Below are 16,097 nucleotides of genomic sequence, written 5' to 3' on the forward strand. Positions count from 1 at the left end.
GCACGCCATGGAGCTCTGCCCGGACTCGGCGGACCCGTACATCCAGCTCGGGAAGGCGTATCTTGCGGGCGGGTACGAGCTGGAGGGAATCGAAGCGTTTCGCCGGGGGGTGGAAGTGTCTCCGGACGATCCCCGTCCTTACGACAACCTGGCGGCTGCGTTGTTTGATCGGCGGCTTTTCCCGGAAGCCGCGGCGGCCTACGAAGCCCTTCTGGCGCTCCCGGCCCACGGACACGATGCCGCGTGGGAGAGCTGGGCTCACGGTCGTGTCGCCTATGCGTATCGCTGGGGAGGGGCGTTTGATCGGGCCGCTCCACACTATGTGCACATCCTGGACTACCACAAGTCGGTCGGGACAGATCCGTCGGACCGCAGCTACTTCAACGCTCTTCGGGGTCTGGCGACGGCTTACACGGAAACGGGCCAGGTGGACGCAGCCATTCAGCTTTACGATGAGCTGATCTCCGTGAAGTCCGATCGTGCCGGGTACTACTATCAGTTGGGCGAACTCCTCAACGACGCAGGCCGATACCGGGAGGCCGTCACGCGTGTGAAGCAGGGGCTTGGGTTTGACATGAACTGCGGTGCCCATGCGCACTGCGTCCTCGGTCGGGCGTACGAGAAACTGCTGGAGTACGATCCGGCGAAACGCGAGTTTGAAATCGCCGTCCGGTGCAATGACCCACGATTCAATGATTACGCCACCAAGCAGATCGAGCGTCAGGAGCAACTGATCAAGATTCGAGAGCTCAAGGCGCAGAAAGAGAAGTACGGCTATTAGCCCGGAGTCTGGACTGACCGCCGATTCTGCCGGAATCCCGGCGGTCAGCTTCAGGTCCGAAAACAGGAGGGTGTCGTGAGTACCCCGAATCCAGACAATGTGGAGGAGTTCCTGAGGAATGTCCTCAAACCGAAGGGGGATCGTCCGTCGATGCGTCTCCCGATCATTCCGATTGTGCTGGTGCTTCTGGGCCTCGGAGCCGTTCGTACCACCTTCTTTACGGTAGAACCGGAAGAGGTCGGGGTTGTGCTCCGGTTCGGACAGTATGTCCGGGAAGTGGACCCAGGCCTGCACATCCGATTGCCATTCGGCATTGAGCGTTATGTGCGTGTTCCCGTGCAGAGGCAACTGAAGGAAGAGTTCGGATTCCGAACCACCGCCGCGGCCCAGCGTTCCGAGTACATCCGGGACCGGGGATCTCGTGCGGAAGCGGTCATGCTCACCGGGGACCTGAACATTACTGATGTGGAGTGGATCGTGCAGTACAAGGTCGTCGATCCGGTGGCGTTTCTCTTTCGGGTGCGTGCCGCGCGGGAGACTTTCCGCGACATGTCCGAAGCCGTCATGCGGTCGGTTGTCGGGGACCGCTCCGTGGACGAAGTGCTGACAGTGGGGCGGCAGGAGATCGAGGACCAGTGCCTGACCAAGCTGCAGGAACTCTGCTCGCAGTACGAACTGGGACTGGATGTCCAGATGGTCGCCCTTCAAAATGTCAACCCGCCCGAAGAAGTGAAGGCGTCCTTCAACGAGGTCAATCAGGCCGTGCAGGAACGGGAAACACTGATCAACATGGCTCAGGCGGAACTGAACCGGGAGATTCCCAAGGCCGAGGGTGAGGCGCTTGCTCTGATCGAATCGGCGCATGGCTACGCCATCGACCGCGTGAACACGGCAGAGGGGGACGCCTCTCGCTTTGCCTCCGTTCTGGCCGAGTACAAGCGGTCTCCCCAAGTGACCCGCGACCGGCTCTATCTGGAGGCCATGGCGGATGTTCTCCCCAGAGTGGGCAAGAAGGTGGTCCTGGATGAATCGCTGGACGGGGTGCTGCCGCTTCTCGATATCAACCGGCTTACGGAGACGGGAGGTGCAAGATGACTCCGGGGAAAATGGGTCTTCTAGCGGTTCTCCTGATGCTGTTCGTCGTGGGCGGCAGTACTCTCTATGTCGTCTCCGAGACCGAGCAGGTCATTATTACCCAGTTTGGTCGGCCGGTGGGAGAACCCGTTGTCGTGGCGGGTCTCCATTTCAAGATCCCGTTCGTCCAGACCGCGAATCGGTTTGATCGGCGTTGGCTGGCCTGGGACGGCGACGCCAACCAGATGCCCACTCGTGACAAGAAGTTCATTTGGGTGGACACCTATGCACGCTGGCGCATCAAGGATCCGTTGCTTTTCTTCCAGCGGGTTCGGGACGAGCGTGGTGCCCAGACACGATTGGATGACATCCTGGACGGGGAGACCCGGAAGGCCATCGCCAATGTGGACCTCATCGAAGTGGTGCGCTCGGAAAACCGGGAGTTCACGGTCACGGCGGAGGTAGCCGCCGGCGAAGAAGCGGCAAAGTCCGCGCAAATCTCCGTGGGTCGCGAGGCGATCACCAATGAAGTCCTCCGGCGTTCTTCGATCAAGACCGGGGCCTTCGGGATCGAACTGGTCGATGTGCGTCTCAAGCGGATCAACTATGTGGAGAATGTCCGGCGCTCGGTCTACGAGCGAATGATCTCGGAACGGCAGAAGATCCGGGACAAGCTTCGCTCGGAGGGGCAGGGTCGGAGTGCGGAGATTCTCGGCGTGAAAGAGAAAGAGCTGAAGAGGATTGCCTCGGGTGCGTATCGCCAGGCGCAGGGGATTCGCGGGATTGCGGATTCCACGGCCGCGCGGGTCTATGCATCGGCTTATGGGGAGGAGCCGGAGTTCTACAACCTGCTGCGGACGCTGGAGCTCTACCGCTCTACGATGGGCGAGGAGGATGTGCTGGTTCTCTCCACCGACGGGGACTTCTACCGCTTCCTTCGCGGAAGCTCGAACCCGTAGCGATTGTGCGCGTTCTTGTGGCCCTCTCCGGAGGAGTCGACAGTGCAGTCACGGCCCTCCTGCTGGCTCGGGAGGGCCGTGATCTCGTGGGGGTCACGCACAAGAACTGGTGCTACGGGGAGGACCCCGATGGCGGACGGTCGTGCTGCTCCCTGGAGTCAATCGAAGCGGCGCGAAGCCTCGCTTCGCACCTGAGCTTTCCGCACTATGTGGTCGATTCCGAGGACCCCTTTGACGAGTCGGTCATCGGCCCTTTCACCCGCGACTATCTGGAAGGCCGCACCCCGAACCCGTGCGTCGAGTGCAACCAGGCCGTTCGCTTTCCTGCGCTGGCGAAGCAGGCGCGGGACCTGGGTTGCGGAGCGTTCGCCACGGGGCATTACGCCCGTGTGGACCGTTCCGGGCCCGCCCCGCGCATTCTCCGCGCGGTAGATCGCACCCGCGATCAGAGCTACATGCTCTGGCGTGTCGGCGAGCAGGACCTGGAGATGGCGCTCTTCCCGCTCGGAGGTTTCGCCAAGGATGAGGTCCGGGAGGTCGCTGCGCAGGAGGGGCTTGGTGTGGCGAATCGACCGGACAGCCAGGAGATCTGCTTTGTTCCGGACGGGGACTTCGGGGCGTTTCTCGAGTCCCGCGAAGGAGACTCCGGCCGCCTGTCGGACACGCTCTCACCCGGGGACATCGTGACGGAGGCGGGGGAGGTTGTGGGAACACACCGCGGCACGGCCCGGTATACCGTCGGGCAGCGCCGGGGGCTTGGCGTGGCGCTGGGGGAGCCGGTCTATGTCCTGCGCGTGGACGCGGTGCAGAACCGCCTTGTCGTGGGGCCGGAGGCGGGGCTATTCGCGAGCCAGGCGGTTCTTCGGGCCGTTCGCCGCCCGACGAATCGGGGGGACGGGCGGTTCCTCGTTCAGATCCGGTCCCGGCACACGGCGGCTCCCGCTTCCGTCTCTTTTCCCTCCCCGGGCTTGGCGGTCGTGGAGTTCGACGAACCCCAGAGGGCCATCACCCCGGGTCAGTCCGCCGTCTTGTATGACGAGGATGCCGTGGCGGGCGGAGGAATCATCGCTCAGGGTTGACAGGAGATGCTCTCACCGTACAATGTCCGGCTCCCGGGGAGGGATGGCCGAGTGGTCGAAGGCGACGGTCTTGAAAACCGTTGAGCGAAAGCTCCGTGGGTTCGAATCCTACTCCCTCCGCCACCGGACTCCAGTGTCCGGGAGCGGAGGGGGCGGTGTCCCGGGCCGGGGTGGAGACTTCCGCCCGGAATGACAGGGAGAGGTGCGAGAGTGGCTGAATCGGGCCGCCTGCTAAGCGGTTAGGGAGAGAAATCTTCCTCGAGGGTTCGAATCCCTCCCTCTCCGCCACTGATTCGGGAAGGTGTGGTGCGCGCCCATAGCTCAATTGGATAGAGCGTTTGGCTACGGACCAAAAGGTTGGGGGTTCGAGTCCTCCTGGGCGCGCCATGCCATCCTGATGATTGCACTCTAGCCTCGGACTCTCCGGAGACCGGGGATCGACGCGGAGAAAGCAGATGAGATTCAAGACCCCGGCAGCCCTTCTTCTCCTCTTTGCCATGGCAGCCCCCGCCGATGCGGCCCGGCTTCGTGTGGAGGCCGCGCCGTATCTACAGGATGTTGTGGACTCCGCAGCCTATGGGGACACCGTGTTCGTGGCTCCGGGTCTCTACCCGCAGCTTCGTCTCCGGACGGGGATTCGGCTCATATCTGAAGGGGGTCCGGAGGTGACTACTCTCCGGAACGATCGCTTCTGGGTGATCCAGGCAAAGCAGACGGACAGCCTGACGGTCGTGGACGGTTTCACGCTGGATGGCGTGGAGGCTGCGGAGGGCATTTTGCATACGGAGGACTCGTTCCTGACCGTGCGGAACTGCGTTCTCCAGAATGGATGGAGCGGGATTCGGTCCGAGTACAGCGACCTTCGCGTGGAGAACTGCGTAATCTCCGGCTGCCAGAACGGGATCTACCTCTTCGAATCTCGCGGCACAATCATCGGCAATACCATTTCCGGATGCATCAACGGGATGTCCGTCACCAGTTCCAGCCCGCGCATCCTGCGCAACGAAGTCGTGCGGAACTCGGTGGGGATCTTCGTGACGGAACACTCGAACCCCAGCATCGGCGGCAGTCTTTCTTCCGCCAACCGGATTCATCACAACCGTGGCGGGAATATCAGGAACAGCTCCTATCTGAAGGAGTTCAGCATTCGGACGAAGAAACCGATGACCTTGAGCGTCCCGTTCAACTTCTGGGGGACGGATTGCCCCGACAGTCTCTCCTTCCGCGGGCCTGTGATCTGGTCGCCCTGGGTGGCTGAGAATGGAAAGGAGTCCCTTGAGTCCTGCCCGCCGGAAACCGGAGCGATTCACTAGCCGGGCGGTATCCCTCCAGTCCGCCCTGATTCTGGCGGTCTTCGTCGCCTCAGTCCTTGGCGCTTCAGGATGCGGCGGCTCCCGGGAACGTCCGCGCGTTCTCGTGATCGGCCTGGACGGTGCTACTTTCGCCGTGCTTGACCCACTCATCCAGGAAGGCGTACTGCCGAATCTGGCCGCCCTGCGGAGTCGGGGGGGCGGGGGTGTTCTGGAGTCGGTATTGCCGGTGGTGTCGCCGCCCGCATGGACGACCGCCTTCACCGGGGTCAATCCCGGCAAGCACAACATCTACGATTTCTTTCATGCGACAGCCGCCGGGCCGCAGGCCATCCTTACCTCTTCCCTCGATCGAAGGGCCGACCCTGTCTGGGAAGTTCTCAACGAGAACGGGGTTCGAACCGGCATCATGAATATCCCCATGACCTTCCCGCCTGAGAAGGTGGACGGCTTCATGATCTCCGGCTTTCCCTTCGGGGCGGCGCAGACGGGATACACCTCTCCGCCCGAGCTGGAGAAGCGGGTGGCTCCCTATCCGCTGGATCTGTTTGGCGAGAGCATCCAGCCCGGCGCGGAGGGACAGCTCCTCGCGCATTTTCGAAAGACACTGGACCGCCACGCCGCCGTCGCGGAGGCGCTTCTCGTCGAGGAGGAGTGGGATCTGTTCTGGGTGGTGTTTACCGGCCCCGACAAGGTGCAGCACTTCTTCTGGAAGTTCACGGATCCCGAGCACCCGGAATACGATCCCGCGCTGGCCGAACGATTCGGGAGCGCCATCCGGGATCTCTGGATTCGTATGGACTCCGTGGTCGGGGAACTGGTGGACCTTGCCGGCCCGGAGACGGACATCCTTGTCATGAGCGACCACGGATTCGGCCCGATCCATTCCGAACTGCGGCTCATGTCGTGGCTGGTTCAGGAGGGGTTTGTGCAGATCGACCGGGAGCATCCCGCGCGGAGTTCTGTTCGAGCGGTGGCCCCGGGACCTTTCGGCGGACTGGTTCGTGTGAATCAGCGCGACCGGGACTTTCGCGGCACAGTCCCGCCGGGAGAAGCGTCCGAGCGCGTGCTGGAGGAGGTTCGCGAAGGCCTGACCGCGTTGGTGGATCCCACGACGGGTGCGCCGTTTGTGCAGGAGATCCACCTGCGCGACGAACTCTTCCACGGTCCCTGGGTGGGCAATGCGCCGGACCTGGTGTTCCTGGAAGCGCCACGCGGGTTTGTCGGACGCGGCGGTCTGGAGGGCGATGCATTCGGGCCGCCCGGCTACACCTTCTCCGGGTTTCATCGACCGGATGGAATCCTGTGGGGAGCCGGGCCGCACATTCCTCCGAACGCCGCGCGGGGCCACTTCTCCATTGTGGATGTGACGCCCACGCTTCTCTGGCTGTTCGGGGTGGACCTTCCGGCGGATCTTGACGGAACGGTCATGGCGGATCTCATCGGGGCCGACGCGCTCGAGGCGCGGCCGGTGGTGCGCGGGGAGCGGACCGTCGTGACGCCCGTGGCGCAGGCCGTGGAGACGCCTGCTGCCGAACGCGAGGTTCTGGAGTCGCTCGGCTATGTCCGCTGACGCATTCCGGGAGCGCCGGATGACGCGATGGACTCTGGGGCTGGCGCTGGCCATCGGTGGGCTTCTCCGGTTTGAGTATCTTCGCGAACTCAGCGCGTCTCCATTCGGCCGGCACCTCTTCCTGGACGCGGGCTGGTTCTCCGAGACCGCCGCGGCGATCGCTTCCGGGCACCCGATCACCGGACCCGAGGCTCTCTTCCGGCCGCCTCTGTATCCGTACTTCCTGGCGATGCTCCTGTGGTTCGGGGGGGCAGAAGTCCTGGTGCCGCGCCTCGTGCAGTTCGCGCTGGGGTTGGTGCAGGGGTGGATGATCTACCGGATCGCACTTCGGACGCACGGGGTGCTGGTCGGTCGGATTGCGGGCGTGCTCGCCTTCACCTTCGGGATGTTCATCTACTTCGAAGCGGAGCTCCTGACCGCCACGCTGGCCACCTTCCTCGGGACGGCGGCGGTCTTCCTTCTGCTGGAGGGGAGGGATTCACGCTTTCCCGCCAAAGCCGCGGCGTCCGGGGTTCTGTTCGGGCTGGCGGGGCTGGCGCACGGTACGCTCCTGGTTGGCGCGCTCGGTGCGGCGCTCTGGGTAAGCCGGAGGTTCGGGCGCGGGGCGGCGATGCTCTTCGTTGCGGCGGTGTTGCTCTGCCCGGGGGGCGTGGCCGTGCGGAACCTCGTCCTTCACGGAGAGGCGATCCCCGTGGGGGGACAGGGCGGGATCAACTTCTACATCGGCAACTCCATCACGGCGGACGGGAAGTCCGCGCTGGCGCCCGGTGCCGCGGAGGCGGAGATCTCGATCGAGAAGGAACGCTATCGCGACACCATGCAGGCCGCGGCACGGCTGCACGCCGAGAGAATCCTGGGGCGGGAACTCACGGTGAGAGAAGTGGACCGCTTCTGGTACTCCAAGACCTTCGAGTGGATCAGCATGCACCCCCGTGATACCGCGGCACTCTGGATGCGCAAGCTGGTGTATGTCTGGAACGGGTCGGAGATCGGGAACAACCGGGACTTCCGCGACCAGGCCGGGCGGTTCACTCCCATCCTGCGTTTCTTTCTTCTCCAGTTTTCCGTCCTGCTTCCGTTCGCGCTCTACGGGATGATCCGTGGCGGGGGGCGCCGAAGAGAGCAGGGGCTTCTCGCGATTCTGCTTCTCACCCATACCGTGGTCCTCGTGGCATTCTTCGTCTGCAGTCGCTTCCGCCTGCCGATGATCCCCTGGCTCATCCCGTTTGGCGCGGCCGGGCTTGTGGCCTTTCTCCGCGATCTCCGCGCTGGTGCCGGCTCACCGGTTCGGGTCGCCGCGGCGAGTGTTGCGCTGACGGCTCTGTTCCTCGGAACGAACGCGCGCGTTCTCGAAGCCGTGGGAATGAATGAGATTCTGGTCGCCAAGGATGCTCCGTTCCATCGGTCCAATCTTGCGAATCTCTATCGACGTGAAGGAGACTTTGACGCCGCCATTGGCGAATACGAGGCCGCGATTGCGTACGGCGTGTCGGATCCGAGGATGCACTTGAACCTGGCCAACTGTCTCGCGCAGACGGGCCGGAGTTCCGCAGCCCGCGAGCACTACCGAACAGTGCTGGAGCTGTCGCCGGGGTACGAAGCGGTCGTCCGATGCGATCTGGGCGTCCTCTCCGCCCGGGAGGGCGACTGGGAGAGCGCGTTGCGCGAGTTCCGGCGAAGCCTGGCGGCGGATCCGGACCACGAGCTCTCGCTGGTCAATCAGGCGGCCACCTACCTGACGGCGGGGCGCTTCGAAGAGGCCATCGTGAGCTATCGCAGGCTTGTGCAGGGGGGCATCGGCGAGCCGGCGTTCGTCCGCAGCCGCCTGGGGCTGGCGTATCTGGAGGCAGGGCTTCTGGAGGAGGCGGAGTGGGAGTCGCTGGAGGCACTGCGGATGGACTCCGGGCAGATTGTGGCGGTCGTGACGCTGGGGAAGGTCTATGCGCGGCAGGGGCGCACGGAGGCCGCCGAGCGAATGTGGGAGAAGGCGCGGCAACTCGCGCCGGGTGCACCGGCCGTGGAACAGGCGATCCGGGACGCCCGGGGCGGGTAGGCAGCCCGGGGTGCGGGCGCTTTCTTGACAACTTCCCGCGTCATTCGCTACCTTCGCCCCGACCGTCCCGGCATTTCCGGAGGGAATCCCATCGGGCCAGACACAAGCGACGAACGCTGGATGGAGCACGCCATCGAGCTGGCTCAGGAGGCCGGGGACGCGGGCGAGGTGCCGGTCGGCGCAGTCGTCGTGAGAGACGGGCAACTGGTGGGTCGCGGGCGGAATCGGATGCGCGAATACGCGGACCCGTGTGCGCACGCGGAGATGCTTGCGCTTCGAAATGCGCATGAGCCCGGTGGTGCCGGGCGACTGGACGGTGATACGCTGTTCGTCACGCTGGAGCCGTGTTTTCAGTGTGCCGGGGCCATTGTTTTGGCGCGGATTGCGCGGGTGGTGTTCGGCGCCTGGGATCCGCGACTCGGGGCGGCGGGATCGCGCTTCGATTTGTTCGGCGAGGGAATCCTCGGGGAGGTCCGTGTTCGATCCGGGCTTCTGGAGGATCGCTGCTCCGAGCTTCTGTCGGGATGGTTCCGGGAGCGAAGGGCGCGCGAGGACTGAACGGAGAGATGCCAGAGCGGTTGAATGGGGCGGTCTCGAAAACCGTTGTACCCGCGAGGGTACCGAGGGTTCGAATCCCTCTCTCTCCGCCAGCGCGGAGGCCGGGGCATCCCGGAGCATGAGGTCCGGGACGCACGACAGGCAGGGCAAGACGCGGAGAGATGCGAGAGCGGTTGAATCGGCGCGACTGGAAATCGCGTAGGGCGGAAACGTCCTCGAGGGTTCGAATCCCTCTCTCTCCGCCATGAAGACCGCCCCCGGATTTGCGACCGGGGGTGGGCCGGAAGAAGTGGGGATGTAGCTCAGCTGGGAGAGCGCCTCGTTCGCAACGAGGAGGTCGGCGGTTCGAGCCCGCTCATCTCCACCATCATTCCGGGAGGAATCCGGAGGCGTTCTGCGGGGCGTCGTGTCGGGTCCTGTGCAGCGAAAACCTGCGAACCGCGTCAGGGCCGGAAGGCAGCAGCGCTCAGCAGATCTTTTCGGGTGCCGCAGGGTTGCCTGGCCGGCGCCTCCAGGGACTCCTTCCTTCAGCGGGAGTTGCTCATGGCCTATCAAGTGCTTGCTCGGAAGTGGCGACCCCAGGGGTTCGACGAGGTCGTCGGTCAAGATCACATCACGCGCACGCTTGCCAACGCCATTGACTCCGGTCGACTGGCTCACGCCTTCCTCTTCTGCGGGCCGCGCGGCGTCGGAAAGACAACGACCGCCCGGATTCTCGCCAAGTGTCTGAACTGCGAAAAGGCCACGGACGGGCCGATCGTGGATCCGTGCAATGAGTGCCCGGCCTGCCGGGAGGTCATTGACGGCTGCAGTCTGGACATTCTGGAGATCGATGGCGCGTCCAACCGCGGAATCGATGAGATCCGGGACCTTCGCGAGAATGCCCGCTACGCGCCCAGTTCCGGCCGCGCAAAGGTGTACATCATCGACGAAGTTCATATGCTGACCAAAGAGGCCTTCAACGCGCTTCTCAAGACGCTGGAGGAACCTCCGCCGGGCGTGTACTTCGTCTTCGCAACGACGGAAGTCCACAAGATCCCCGCGACGATCCGTTCCAGGTGCCAGCGCTACGACTTCCATCGCATCCCGGCGGATGTGATGGTGTCGTTGCTGAGCCGTCTTGCGGAGAAGGAAGGGATCCGTGTGGAGGAGTCCGCGCTGCACGAACTGGCCCGTCAGGCGGATGGGGGGTTGCGCGACGCGGAGAGCCTGCTGGACCAGGCGGCCGCCGTGGCCGCTGGAAGCATCACGGTCGAAGTGCTCCGCGAACTTCTCGGCGAAGCGGAGGAAGAGGTCTATCTGGACCTCGCCCGCGCGGTGGGGCGCTCGGATCCAGCCGGGGCGTTTCAGGTGGTGCAGGGGCTTCTGGACAGGGGGATGGATTCTTCGCGGATCGCGCTGGGCCTCGCGCGGACCTTTCGGGATCTCCTGGTCGCGTCGACGGCCGGGAAGGACGCGGCGTTACTCGGTGTTCGGAAGGATCTGGTAGAGGCGTTTCGGGAGGTGGCTGCGGCGTTTTCAGCGGAGCGTGTGACGGCACTTCTTACACTGGCGAACCGCACCGTGTCGGATCTGCGCCGGTCGGCGCGCCCGCGGCTGGTGCTGGAAGTGGCCGTGGCGCGAATGTGCTGTCTGGAAGACCCCGGGAAGATCTCCGAACTGCTGGCGCGTCTGGAGGCGCTTGAAGCGTTGCTCGGCGGGGGGGATGATGGCGGAGACCCTCCTCGTCCGGCGGAAACGCCGGCTCCGGTGCCGTCGCCCGCCCCGAAGGCACGCGTCCGTAAGGACGCGCCCCCCCCGGCGGATGCGCCCCCGCGGAGCGAGGACGGCCCGCCACCGGAAGATGCGTCCCCGCGGAGCGAGGACGGCCCGCCACCGGAAGATGCCCCGCCGCGGAGCGAGGACGGCCCGCCACCGGAAGATGCCCCGCCACCGGAAGATGCGCCGCCACCGGAAGAGGCCCCTCCGGTGGCGAGCATGGATTCTCCACCCGACCGCCGCGAACCTGCCGCTCCCGGTTCCTCTTCCGCTCCGGCCTTCTGGGAGGAGCTCTTGAAGGCCGTCCGCGGTCGGAAGATGATGCTGGCATCGTTTCTGGAGCATGGGATGCTGGGAGGTCTGGAAGACGAAGCTTTTTCCATTGTGTTCGACAACAACTACTACGAAGGGATGGTGGGACGTCGGGAGAACCTCGGCGTGATCGAGGAGGCCATGGAAGGGATCGTCGGGCGGCGGGTCTCCTGTCGCGTCCGTACCGGCGTCGTGGCGTCGCGCCCGTCAGGGCAGGCTGGAACGAAGAGCGGTGGTCCCGCCGGAGACCTGCTTCAGGAGAACCCCGGGTTGCGCAGGATCATGAATGAACTCGGTGGGCAGATGCTCCCGGGTGACACTGAGATTGGAGGATGAGTTGGATCTTCAGAAGATGATGAAACAGATGCAAAAGGCGCAGGAGAAGATGAACGCGCTGCAGGAAGAGGTCGCCGGACGGACCGTGGAGGCCACGGCCGGCGGGAACATGGTTCGCGTGGTCATGGGCGGGGATGGCGTGCTCCATTCGATTGTCATCGACCCGGAAGTCGTGGACCCGACGGATGTGGAGATGCTGCAGGATCTGGTGGTGGCCGCTGTGAATGAGGGCAAGCGCCGCACGCAGGAACTCATGGGGCAGGAGATGCAAAGACTCGCCGGGGGCATGGGGCTCCCGCCCGGAATGCTGTAGGCATGGCGGAACTGGGGTCCGAGGCACTCACGCTTCTTGCGGGAGAGTTCGCCCGCCTTCCGGGGATCGGTCGGAAGACCGCGCGCCGCCTTGCGCTCCATGTGCTGAAGGAAGAGGCATCCTATGCGGAGTCGTTCGCGGCGGCTCTGCTTTCGGTCAAACGAAGAGTGGTATTCTGCGAGACTTGCCAGAATGTGACCGAGTCCTCCCCGTGCGCCATCTGTGCAGATTCCCGCCGCGTCACAGATCTGATCTGCGTGGTGGAGGAACCGGGTGATGTGTTGGCCATCGAAGGAACCGGCGAATATCACGGCGGCTATCATGTGCTGCACGGCGTGCTGTCTCCGCTGGATGGCGTGGGACCGGAGGGGCTTCGCGTGAAGGAACTGACCGCGCGAATGCGGGAGTCGGACATTCGCGAAGTCATTTTGGCGCTGGACCCGGATACCGAGGGCGACGCAACCTCCTTTTACCTGCACAGCCTGCTGGCTCCGCTGGGCTGCCGTGTGTCGCGGATTGCGCGGGGGATTCCGGTCGGCGGGGACTTGGAGTTTGCGGATCAGGCCACGCTGGGCCGGGCCATTCTGAGCCGAGAGAGGATGGGCGAATGACCATCTCCAACCAACTCACGCTGTTGCGGTTGGTGCTGTCTCCGGTGTTTGTCGTGCTCCTCCTGCGCCAGACGGCCCCATCGCTCTGGCTGGCACTTCTCGTGTTCACCGTAGCGGCCCTCACCGACGCATGGGACGGACATCTTGCCCGGAGGCACGGGTGGATCAGTCGCACGGGGAAGATCCTGGATCCCATTGCCGACAAAGTTCTCGTGGGCGTGGCCTATGTTTCGTTCCTGGCGATCGGGTTGCCTTCCATGAAGTCGTGGATGGTGGCCATCATCCTCGGCCGCGAAGTGGCGGTCACGCTGCTGCGCGTCCTTGCGGGGCGGCGCGGTGTGACCATTGAGTCGAGTCGCCTCGGGAAGTGGAAGACCATCAGCCAGATGACGCTGGTGTTTGTGTTGCTGGCGCTGATGTCCGCCCGCGCGCTCGTCGACCCGTCGCCCGCGTACTGGAAGTCCCCGGGGATCGCGCCGGTCGGCACACTCCTTCTGGTAGCACTGGTCCTGGCGACCGCGGTGACCTTCGGTTCCGGAGCCGACTACTTCTGGCGCAACCGGCGGGTCTTTTCGCCGTCGAGGCCATCGCGTTGAAGCGCCTCGTGGATGGCGTTCTGCGCGTACTGGCCACGGGGTTCTGGACGGGCTTTTTCCCGGTTGCCCCGGGGACCGCCGGGAGCCTTCTTGCGGTGGCGCTCTATGTGGCGGTGCCCGCGCTTCCTCTGGGGGCGGACGGATCGTTCCCGACCCTCGCCGGAGGGCTCTTTCTTGTGGGGCTGTTTGCTCTCGGCGTAGTGGCCTCCACGCGCGCGGAGAAGGAGTTCGGTCGAGACGGCGGACCCATCGTCCTCGACGAAGTGCTGGGCCAGTGGATCACCCTTGCCGGGCTTCGTCCGGATCCGGGGGTTCTGGTCGCGGGTTTTCTCCTCTTCCGGTTCTTCGACATTGTGAAGCCGTTCCCGGCGGGCGTCAGCCAGTCGTGGAAGGAAGGGTGGGGGGTGATGGCGGATGATGTCTTCGCGGGTGTCTATGCGGCGCTGGCGCTGCGAGGCCTTCTTGCCCTGATGCCGGGGCTGGGAGGATAGCGCTGTGCGCACCGCGTGCTGGAGCGGGAAATGAAATGCACGGCGGGAGAAAACACACCTTCTGAAGAGGCGCTGGAGCGGGTCCTGGTTCGGGAACTGGAGCGGGCGGAGGAGACCCTCGCAACGGCGGAATCCTGCACCGGAGGCGGGATTGGGGCGAGAATCACGGAGGTGCCCGGCGCGTCCGCGGTATACGCGGGCGGGGTTGTGGCGTATTCCAACCGGATCAAGGTCGCCCGACTGGGGGTGGCCGACGAGACGCTGGAGCAGTACGGTGCGGTCAGTTCCCAGGTGGCACGGGAGATGGCCGAGGGTTGCCGCAGGGCGTTTGAAGTGGACCTGAGCCTTGCGGTCACGGGCATCGCGGGCCCCGGCGGAGGACTTCCCGGCAAGCCGGTGGGGACTGTCTGGATTGCGATTTCTGATGCTGCCGGGACGACCGCCCGGGAGTTCCGGTTTTCCGGGGATCGGGGCGCTGTCCGGGAACGAAGCGTCAACAAGGCGCTCGAAATCGCGTATCGTAGGCTCCGGTCGCGCTTGTAGCGGATCGGCTCGTTCCCCGCGGACCGAACAGTGGAGCGACGGGGTGCACCCCTCTTGCGAGGGGGCGACCTGTTGTGAACATGGACGACATCAACGGGAGGATGTGCATGAAAGGCGGGAAGCGAGAGGTCGCCCGTCCCAAGGACCGGGACAAGGCGCTGGACCTCGCAGTCGGACAGATCGAACGGCATTTTGGCAAAGGTTCCATCATGCGCCTCGGAGATCCAAGGCAGGCGCAAAGTGGGCCTCCGGCCATCTCCACGGGTTCCTTGTCGTTGAATGTCGCGCTGGGCATAGGCGGCGTGCCACGCGGGAGAATCGTCGAAGTGTTCGGGCCGGAGTCTTCGGGGAAGACGACTCTGGTACTGCACATGATGGCCGAAGCTCAGAAGGCGGGTGGAACCGCGGCGTTCGTGGATGCGGAGCACGCACTGGATCCTGCCTACGCGCAGGCGCTCGGCGTGGATGTGGAGAATCTCCTTGTGTCCCAGCCGGATACGGGCGAGCAGGCGCTGGAGATCACGGACATGCTCGTGCGCTCGGCTGCAGTGGACATCATCGCGGTGGATTCCGTGGCGGCGCTGGTGCCGCGTGCGGAAATCGAAGGTGAGATGGGCGACCACAATGTCGGGCTTCAGGCGCGCCTCATGTCGCAGGCCATGCGGAAGCTGACGGGTTCGGTCTCCAAGTCGAAGACCTGCATCGTCTTCATCAACCAGATCCGCATGAAGATCGGCGTCATGTTCGGCAACCCGGAGACGACGACCGGTGGCAACGCCCTGAAGTTCTATGCCACGCAGCGCCTGGACATCCGTCGGATCGGGGCGCTCAAGGACGGCACGGTCGGGATCGGCAACCGGACGCGCGTGAAGGTCGTGAAGAACAAGCTGGCCCCGCCGTTCCGTCAGGCGGAGTTCGACATCATCTACGGAGAGGGGATCTCCTTCGTGGGAGATGTGCTCGACATGGCTACGGAGAAGGAGATCGCGGAGAAGTCCGGGACCTGGTTCTCCTATGACGGGGAGAGACTCGGTCAGGGCCGGGAGAACGCGAAGGCGTTCCTTACGGAGAATCCGGACATTCTGGCATCCATGGAGCGGAAGGTCCGTGAGGCCTACGGTATTCCCGCGCCCGGCGGCCAGGCTCCGGCGTCGGATTCCGTAGAGACGGAGGAAGCTGCGGTTGCCGGTGCCCCCTCCGGGAAGTAGCCGAAAGAAGAAACGCGGCAGGAGTGGAGGCGCGGCCCCGGCCGCGACTCCCGTCGAGATGGCCATTCGCTATCTCGGGAGCCGGATGCGGTTCGAGTCGGAGGTCCGCTCGCACCTGAATCGCAAGGGTGTGCCCGGAGAAGCGCAGGAGGCTGCGCTGGAGCGCCTGCGGGAACTGGGGCTTCTTTCGGATCGGGACACCTGCGCGGCGTGGATCCGGGACCGGATGAACTTCTCGCCCCGGGGCACGATCCATATGCGGCGGGATCTCCTCCGCCGCGGTGTGGATCGGCAGGTGGTGGAGGACGCGCTCTCCGCCGAACTGGCACCGGGGGCGGAGACGGATCTTGCGGTTCGTGTGCTGAAGGGGCGGGCGAAGCGTTTTGTCGCAGTGTCGAAGGATGTGGCAAGGCGCAGGATGTGGTCTGTTCTCGCCGGACGGGGGTTTCCTCCGGAGGTGGTTCACGAGGCAATAGACCGGTTCGCTGTGGACAGGGAGTCCCCTTTGGAGAGGGCAGGGGAGTTGTGATGGGGCGGGCAGG

Annotated in this window: 16 protein-coding genes, 6 tRNA genes and 1 other RNA gene; all 23 read left to right on the plus strand. The window is 64.6% G+C overall.

The annotated features are described in order from the left end of the window. On the plus strand, positions 1-781 hold a 781-nt coding region (locus QF819_05895; GenBank protein MDP6802695.1), incomplete at its 5' end, for a hypothetical protein. Between the two features lie 75 nt (positions 782-856). Continuing rightward, complete coding sequence (gene hflK / locus QF819_05900; GenBank protein MDP6802696.1) at positions 857-1,876, plus strand: FtsH protease activity modulator HflK; 1,020 nt, start codon at positions 857-859, stop codon at positions 1,874-1,876. Next, positions 1,873-2,814 (plus strand): protease modulator HflC, encoded by a 942-nt coding sequence (hflC, locus tag QF819_05905; protein MDP6802697.1) that lies wholly within the window; start codon positions 1,873-1,875, stop codon positions 2,812-2,814. Before hflK ends, hflC begins: the two co-directional genes overlap by 4 nt. A gap of 17 nt (positions 2,815-2,831) precedes the next feature. Further along, positions 2,832-3,893, plus strand: coding sequence for a tRNA 2-thiouridine(34) synthase MnmA (gene mnmA / locus QF819_05910; GenBank protein MDP6802698.1), 1,062 nt, complete (start codon positions 2,832-2,834; stop codon positions 3,891-3,893). 37 nt (positions 3,894-3,930) lie between these two features. Further along, positions 3,931-4,016: transfer RNA gene (locus QF819_05915), tRNA-Ser, on the plus strand. 73 nt (positions 4,017-4,089) lie between these two features. After that, a tRNA-Ser gene (locus QF819_05920) sits at positions 4,090-4,181 on the plus strand. Between the two features lie 22 nt (positions 4,182-4,203). Next, positions 4,204-4,280: transfer RNA gene (locus QF819_05925), tRNA-Arg, on the plus strand. A gap of 68 nt (positions 4,281-4,348) precedes the next feature. After that, positions 4,349-5,206, plus strand: coding sequence for a NosD domain-containing protein (locus tag QF819_05930; GenBank protein MDP6802699.1), 858 nt, complete (start codon positions 4,349-4,351; stop codon positions 5,204-5,206). 103 nt (positions 5,207-5,309) lie between these two features. Then, on the plus strand, positions 5,310-6,776 hold the full coding sequence (locus QF819_05935) for an alkaline phosphatase family protein (protein ID MDP6802700.1): 1,467 nt from the start codon (positions 5,310-5,312) through the stop codon (positions 6,774-6,776). A 19-nt stretch (positions 6,777-6,795) separates the two neighbouring features. Beyond that, the gene (locus QF819_05940) at positions 6,796-8,829 is read left to right on the plus strand and encodes a tetratricopeptide repeat protein (protein MDP6802701.1); all 2,034 of its coding nucleotides are present in this window, start codon (positions 6,796-6,798) and stop codon (positions 8,827-8,829) included. Positions 8,830-8,853: 24 nt separating this feature from the next. After that, positions 8,854-9,387 (plus strand): tRNA adenosine(34) deaminase TadA, encoded by a 534-nt coding sequence (gene tadA / locus QF819_05945; protein ID MDP6802702.1) that lies wholly within the window; start codon positions 8,854-8,856, stop codon positions 9,385-9,387. 2 nt (positions 9,388-9,389) lie between these two features. Beyond that, positions 9,390-9,479, plus strand: a tRNA-Ser gene (locus QF819_05950). Positions 9,480-9,542: 63 nt separating this feature from the next. Continuing rightward, a tRNA-Ser gene (locus tag QF819_05955) sits at positions 9,543-9,632 on the plus strand. A 46-nt stretch (positions 9,633-9,678) separates the two neighbouring features. Then, a tRNA-Ala gene (locus QF819_05960) sits at positions 9,679-9,754 on the plus strand. 40 nt (positions 9,755-9,794) lie between these two features. Beyond that, positions 9,795-9,894: signal recognition particle sRNA small type (ffs, locus tag QF819_05965), an RNA gene on the plus strand. 36 nt (positions 9,895-9,930) lie between these two features. After that, the gene (gene dnaX / locus QF819_05970; GenBank protein MDP6802703.1) at positions 9,931-11,793 is read left to right on the plus strand and encodes a DNA polymerase III subunit gamma/tau; all 1,863 of its coding nucleotides are present in this window, start codon (positions 9,931-9,933) and stop codon (positions 11,791-11,793) included. Between the two features lies 1 nt (position 11,794). Next, on the plus strand, positions 11,795-12,106 hold the full coding sequence (locus tag QF819_05975; GenBank protein MDP6802704.1) for a YbaB/EbfC family nucleoid-associated protein: 312 nt from the start codon (positions 11,795-11,797) through the stop codon (positions 12,104-12,106). A 2-nt stretch (positions 12,107-12,108) separates the two neighbouring features. Then, positions 12,109-12,717: a recombination mediator RecR gene (gene recR / locus QF819_05980; GenBank protein ID MDP6802705.1), complete on the plus strand. Its 609-nt coding sequence runs from the start codon at positions 12,109-12,111 to the stop codon at positions 12,715-12,717. Then, positions 12,714-13,313: a CDP-diacylglycerol--glycerol-3-phosphate 3-phosphatidyltransferase gene (gene pgsA / locus QF819_05985; GenBank protein ID MDP6802706.1), complete on the plus strand. Its 600-nt coding sequence runs from the start codon at positions 12,714-12,716 to the stop codon at positions 13,311-13,313. The genes recR and pgsA overlap by 4 nt, the downstream gene beginning before the upstream one ends. Further along, the gene (locus tag QF819_05990; GenBank protein MDP6802707.1) at positions 13,310-13,804 is read left to right on the plus strand and encodes a phosphatidylglycerophosphatase A; all 495 of its coding nucleotides are present in this window, start codon (positions 13,310-13,312) and stop codon (positions 13,802-13,804) included. The genes pgsA and QF819_05990 overlap by 4 nt, the downstream gene beginning before the upstream one ends. Before the next feature lie 30 nt (positions 13,805-13,834). After that, positions 13,835-14,347, plus strand: a complete 513-nt coding sequence (locus QF819_05995) for a CinA family protein (GenBank protein ID MDP6802708.1) — start codon at positions 13,835-13,837, stop codon at positions 14,345-14,347. A 107-nt stretch (positions 14,348-14,454) separates the two neighbouring features. Further along, entirely contained in the window at positions 14,455-15,555 is a 1,101-nt protein-coding gene (recA, locus tag QF819_06000; protein ID MDP6802709.1) for a recombinase RecA, read from the plus strand. A gap of 58 nt (positions 15,556-15,613) precedes the next feature. After that, positions 15,614-16,084, plus strand: coding sequence for a regulatory protein RecX (locus tag QF819_06005; protein MDP6802710.1), 471 nt, complete (start codon positions 15,614-15,616; stop codon positions 16,082-16,084). The last annotated feature ends 13 nt before the right edge of the window (positions 16,085-16,097 follow it).

It is taken from the genome of Gemmatimonadota bacterium, from assembly GCA_030747075.1.
Taxonomy (GTDB): Bacteria; ARS69; ARS69; order ARS69; family ARS69; genus ARS69.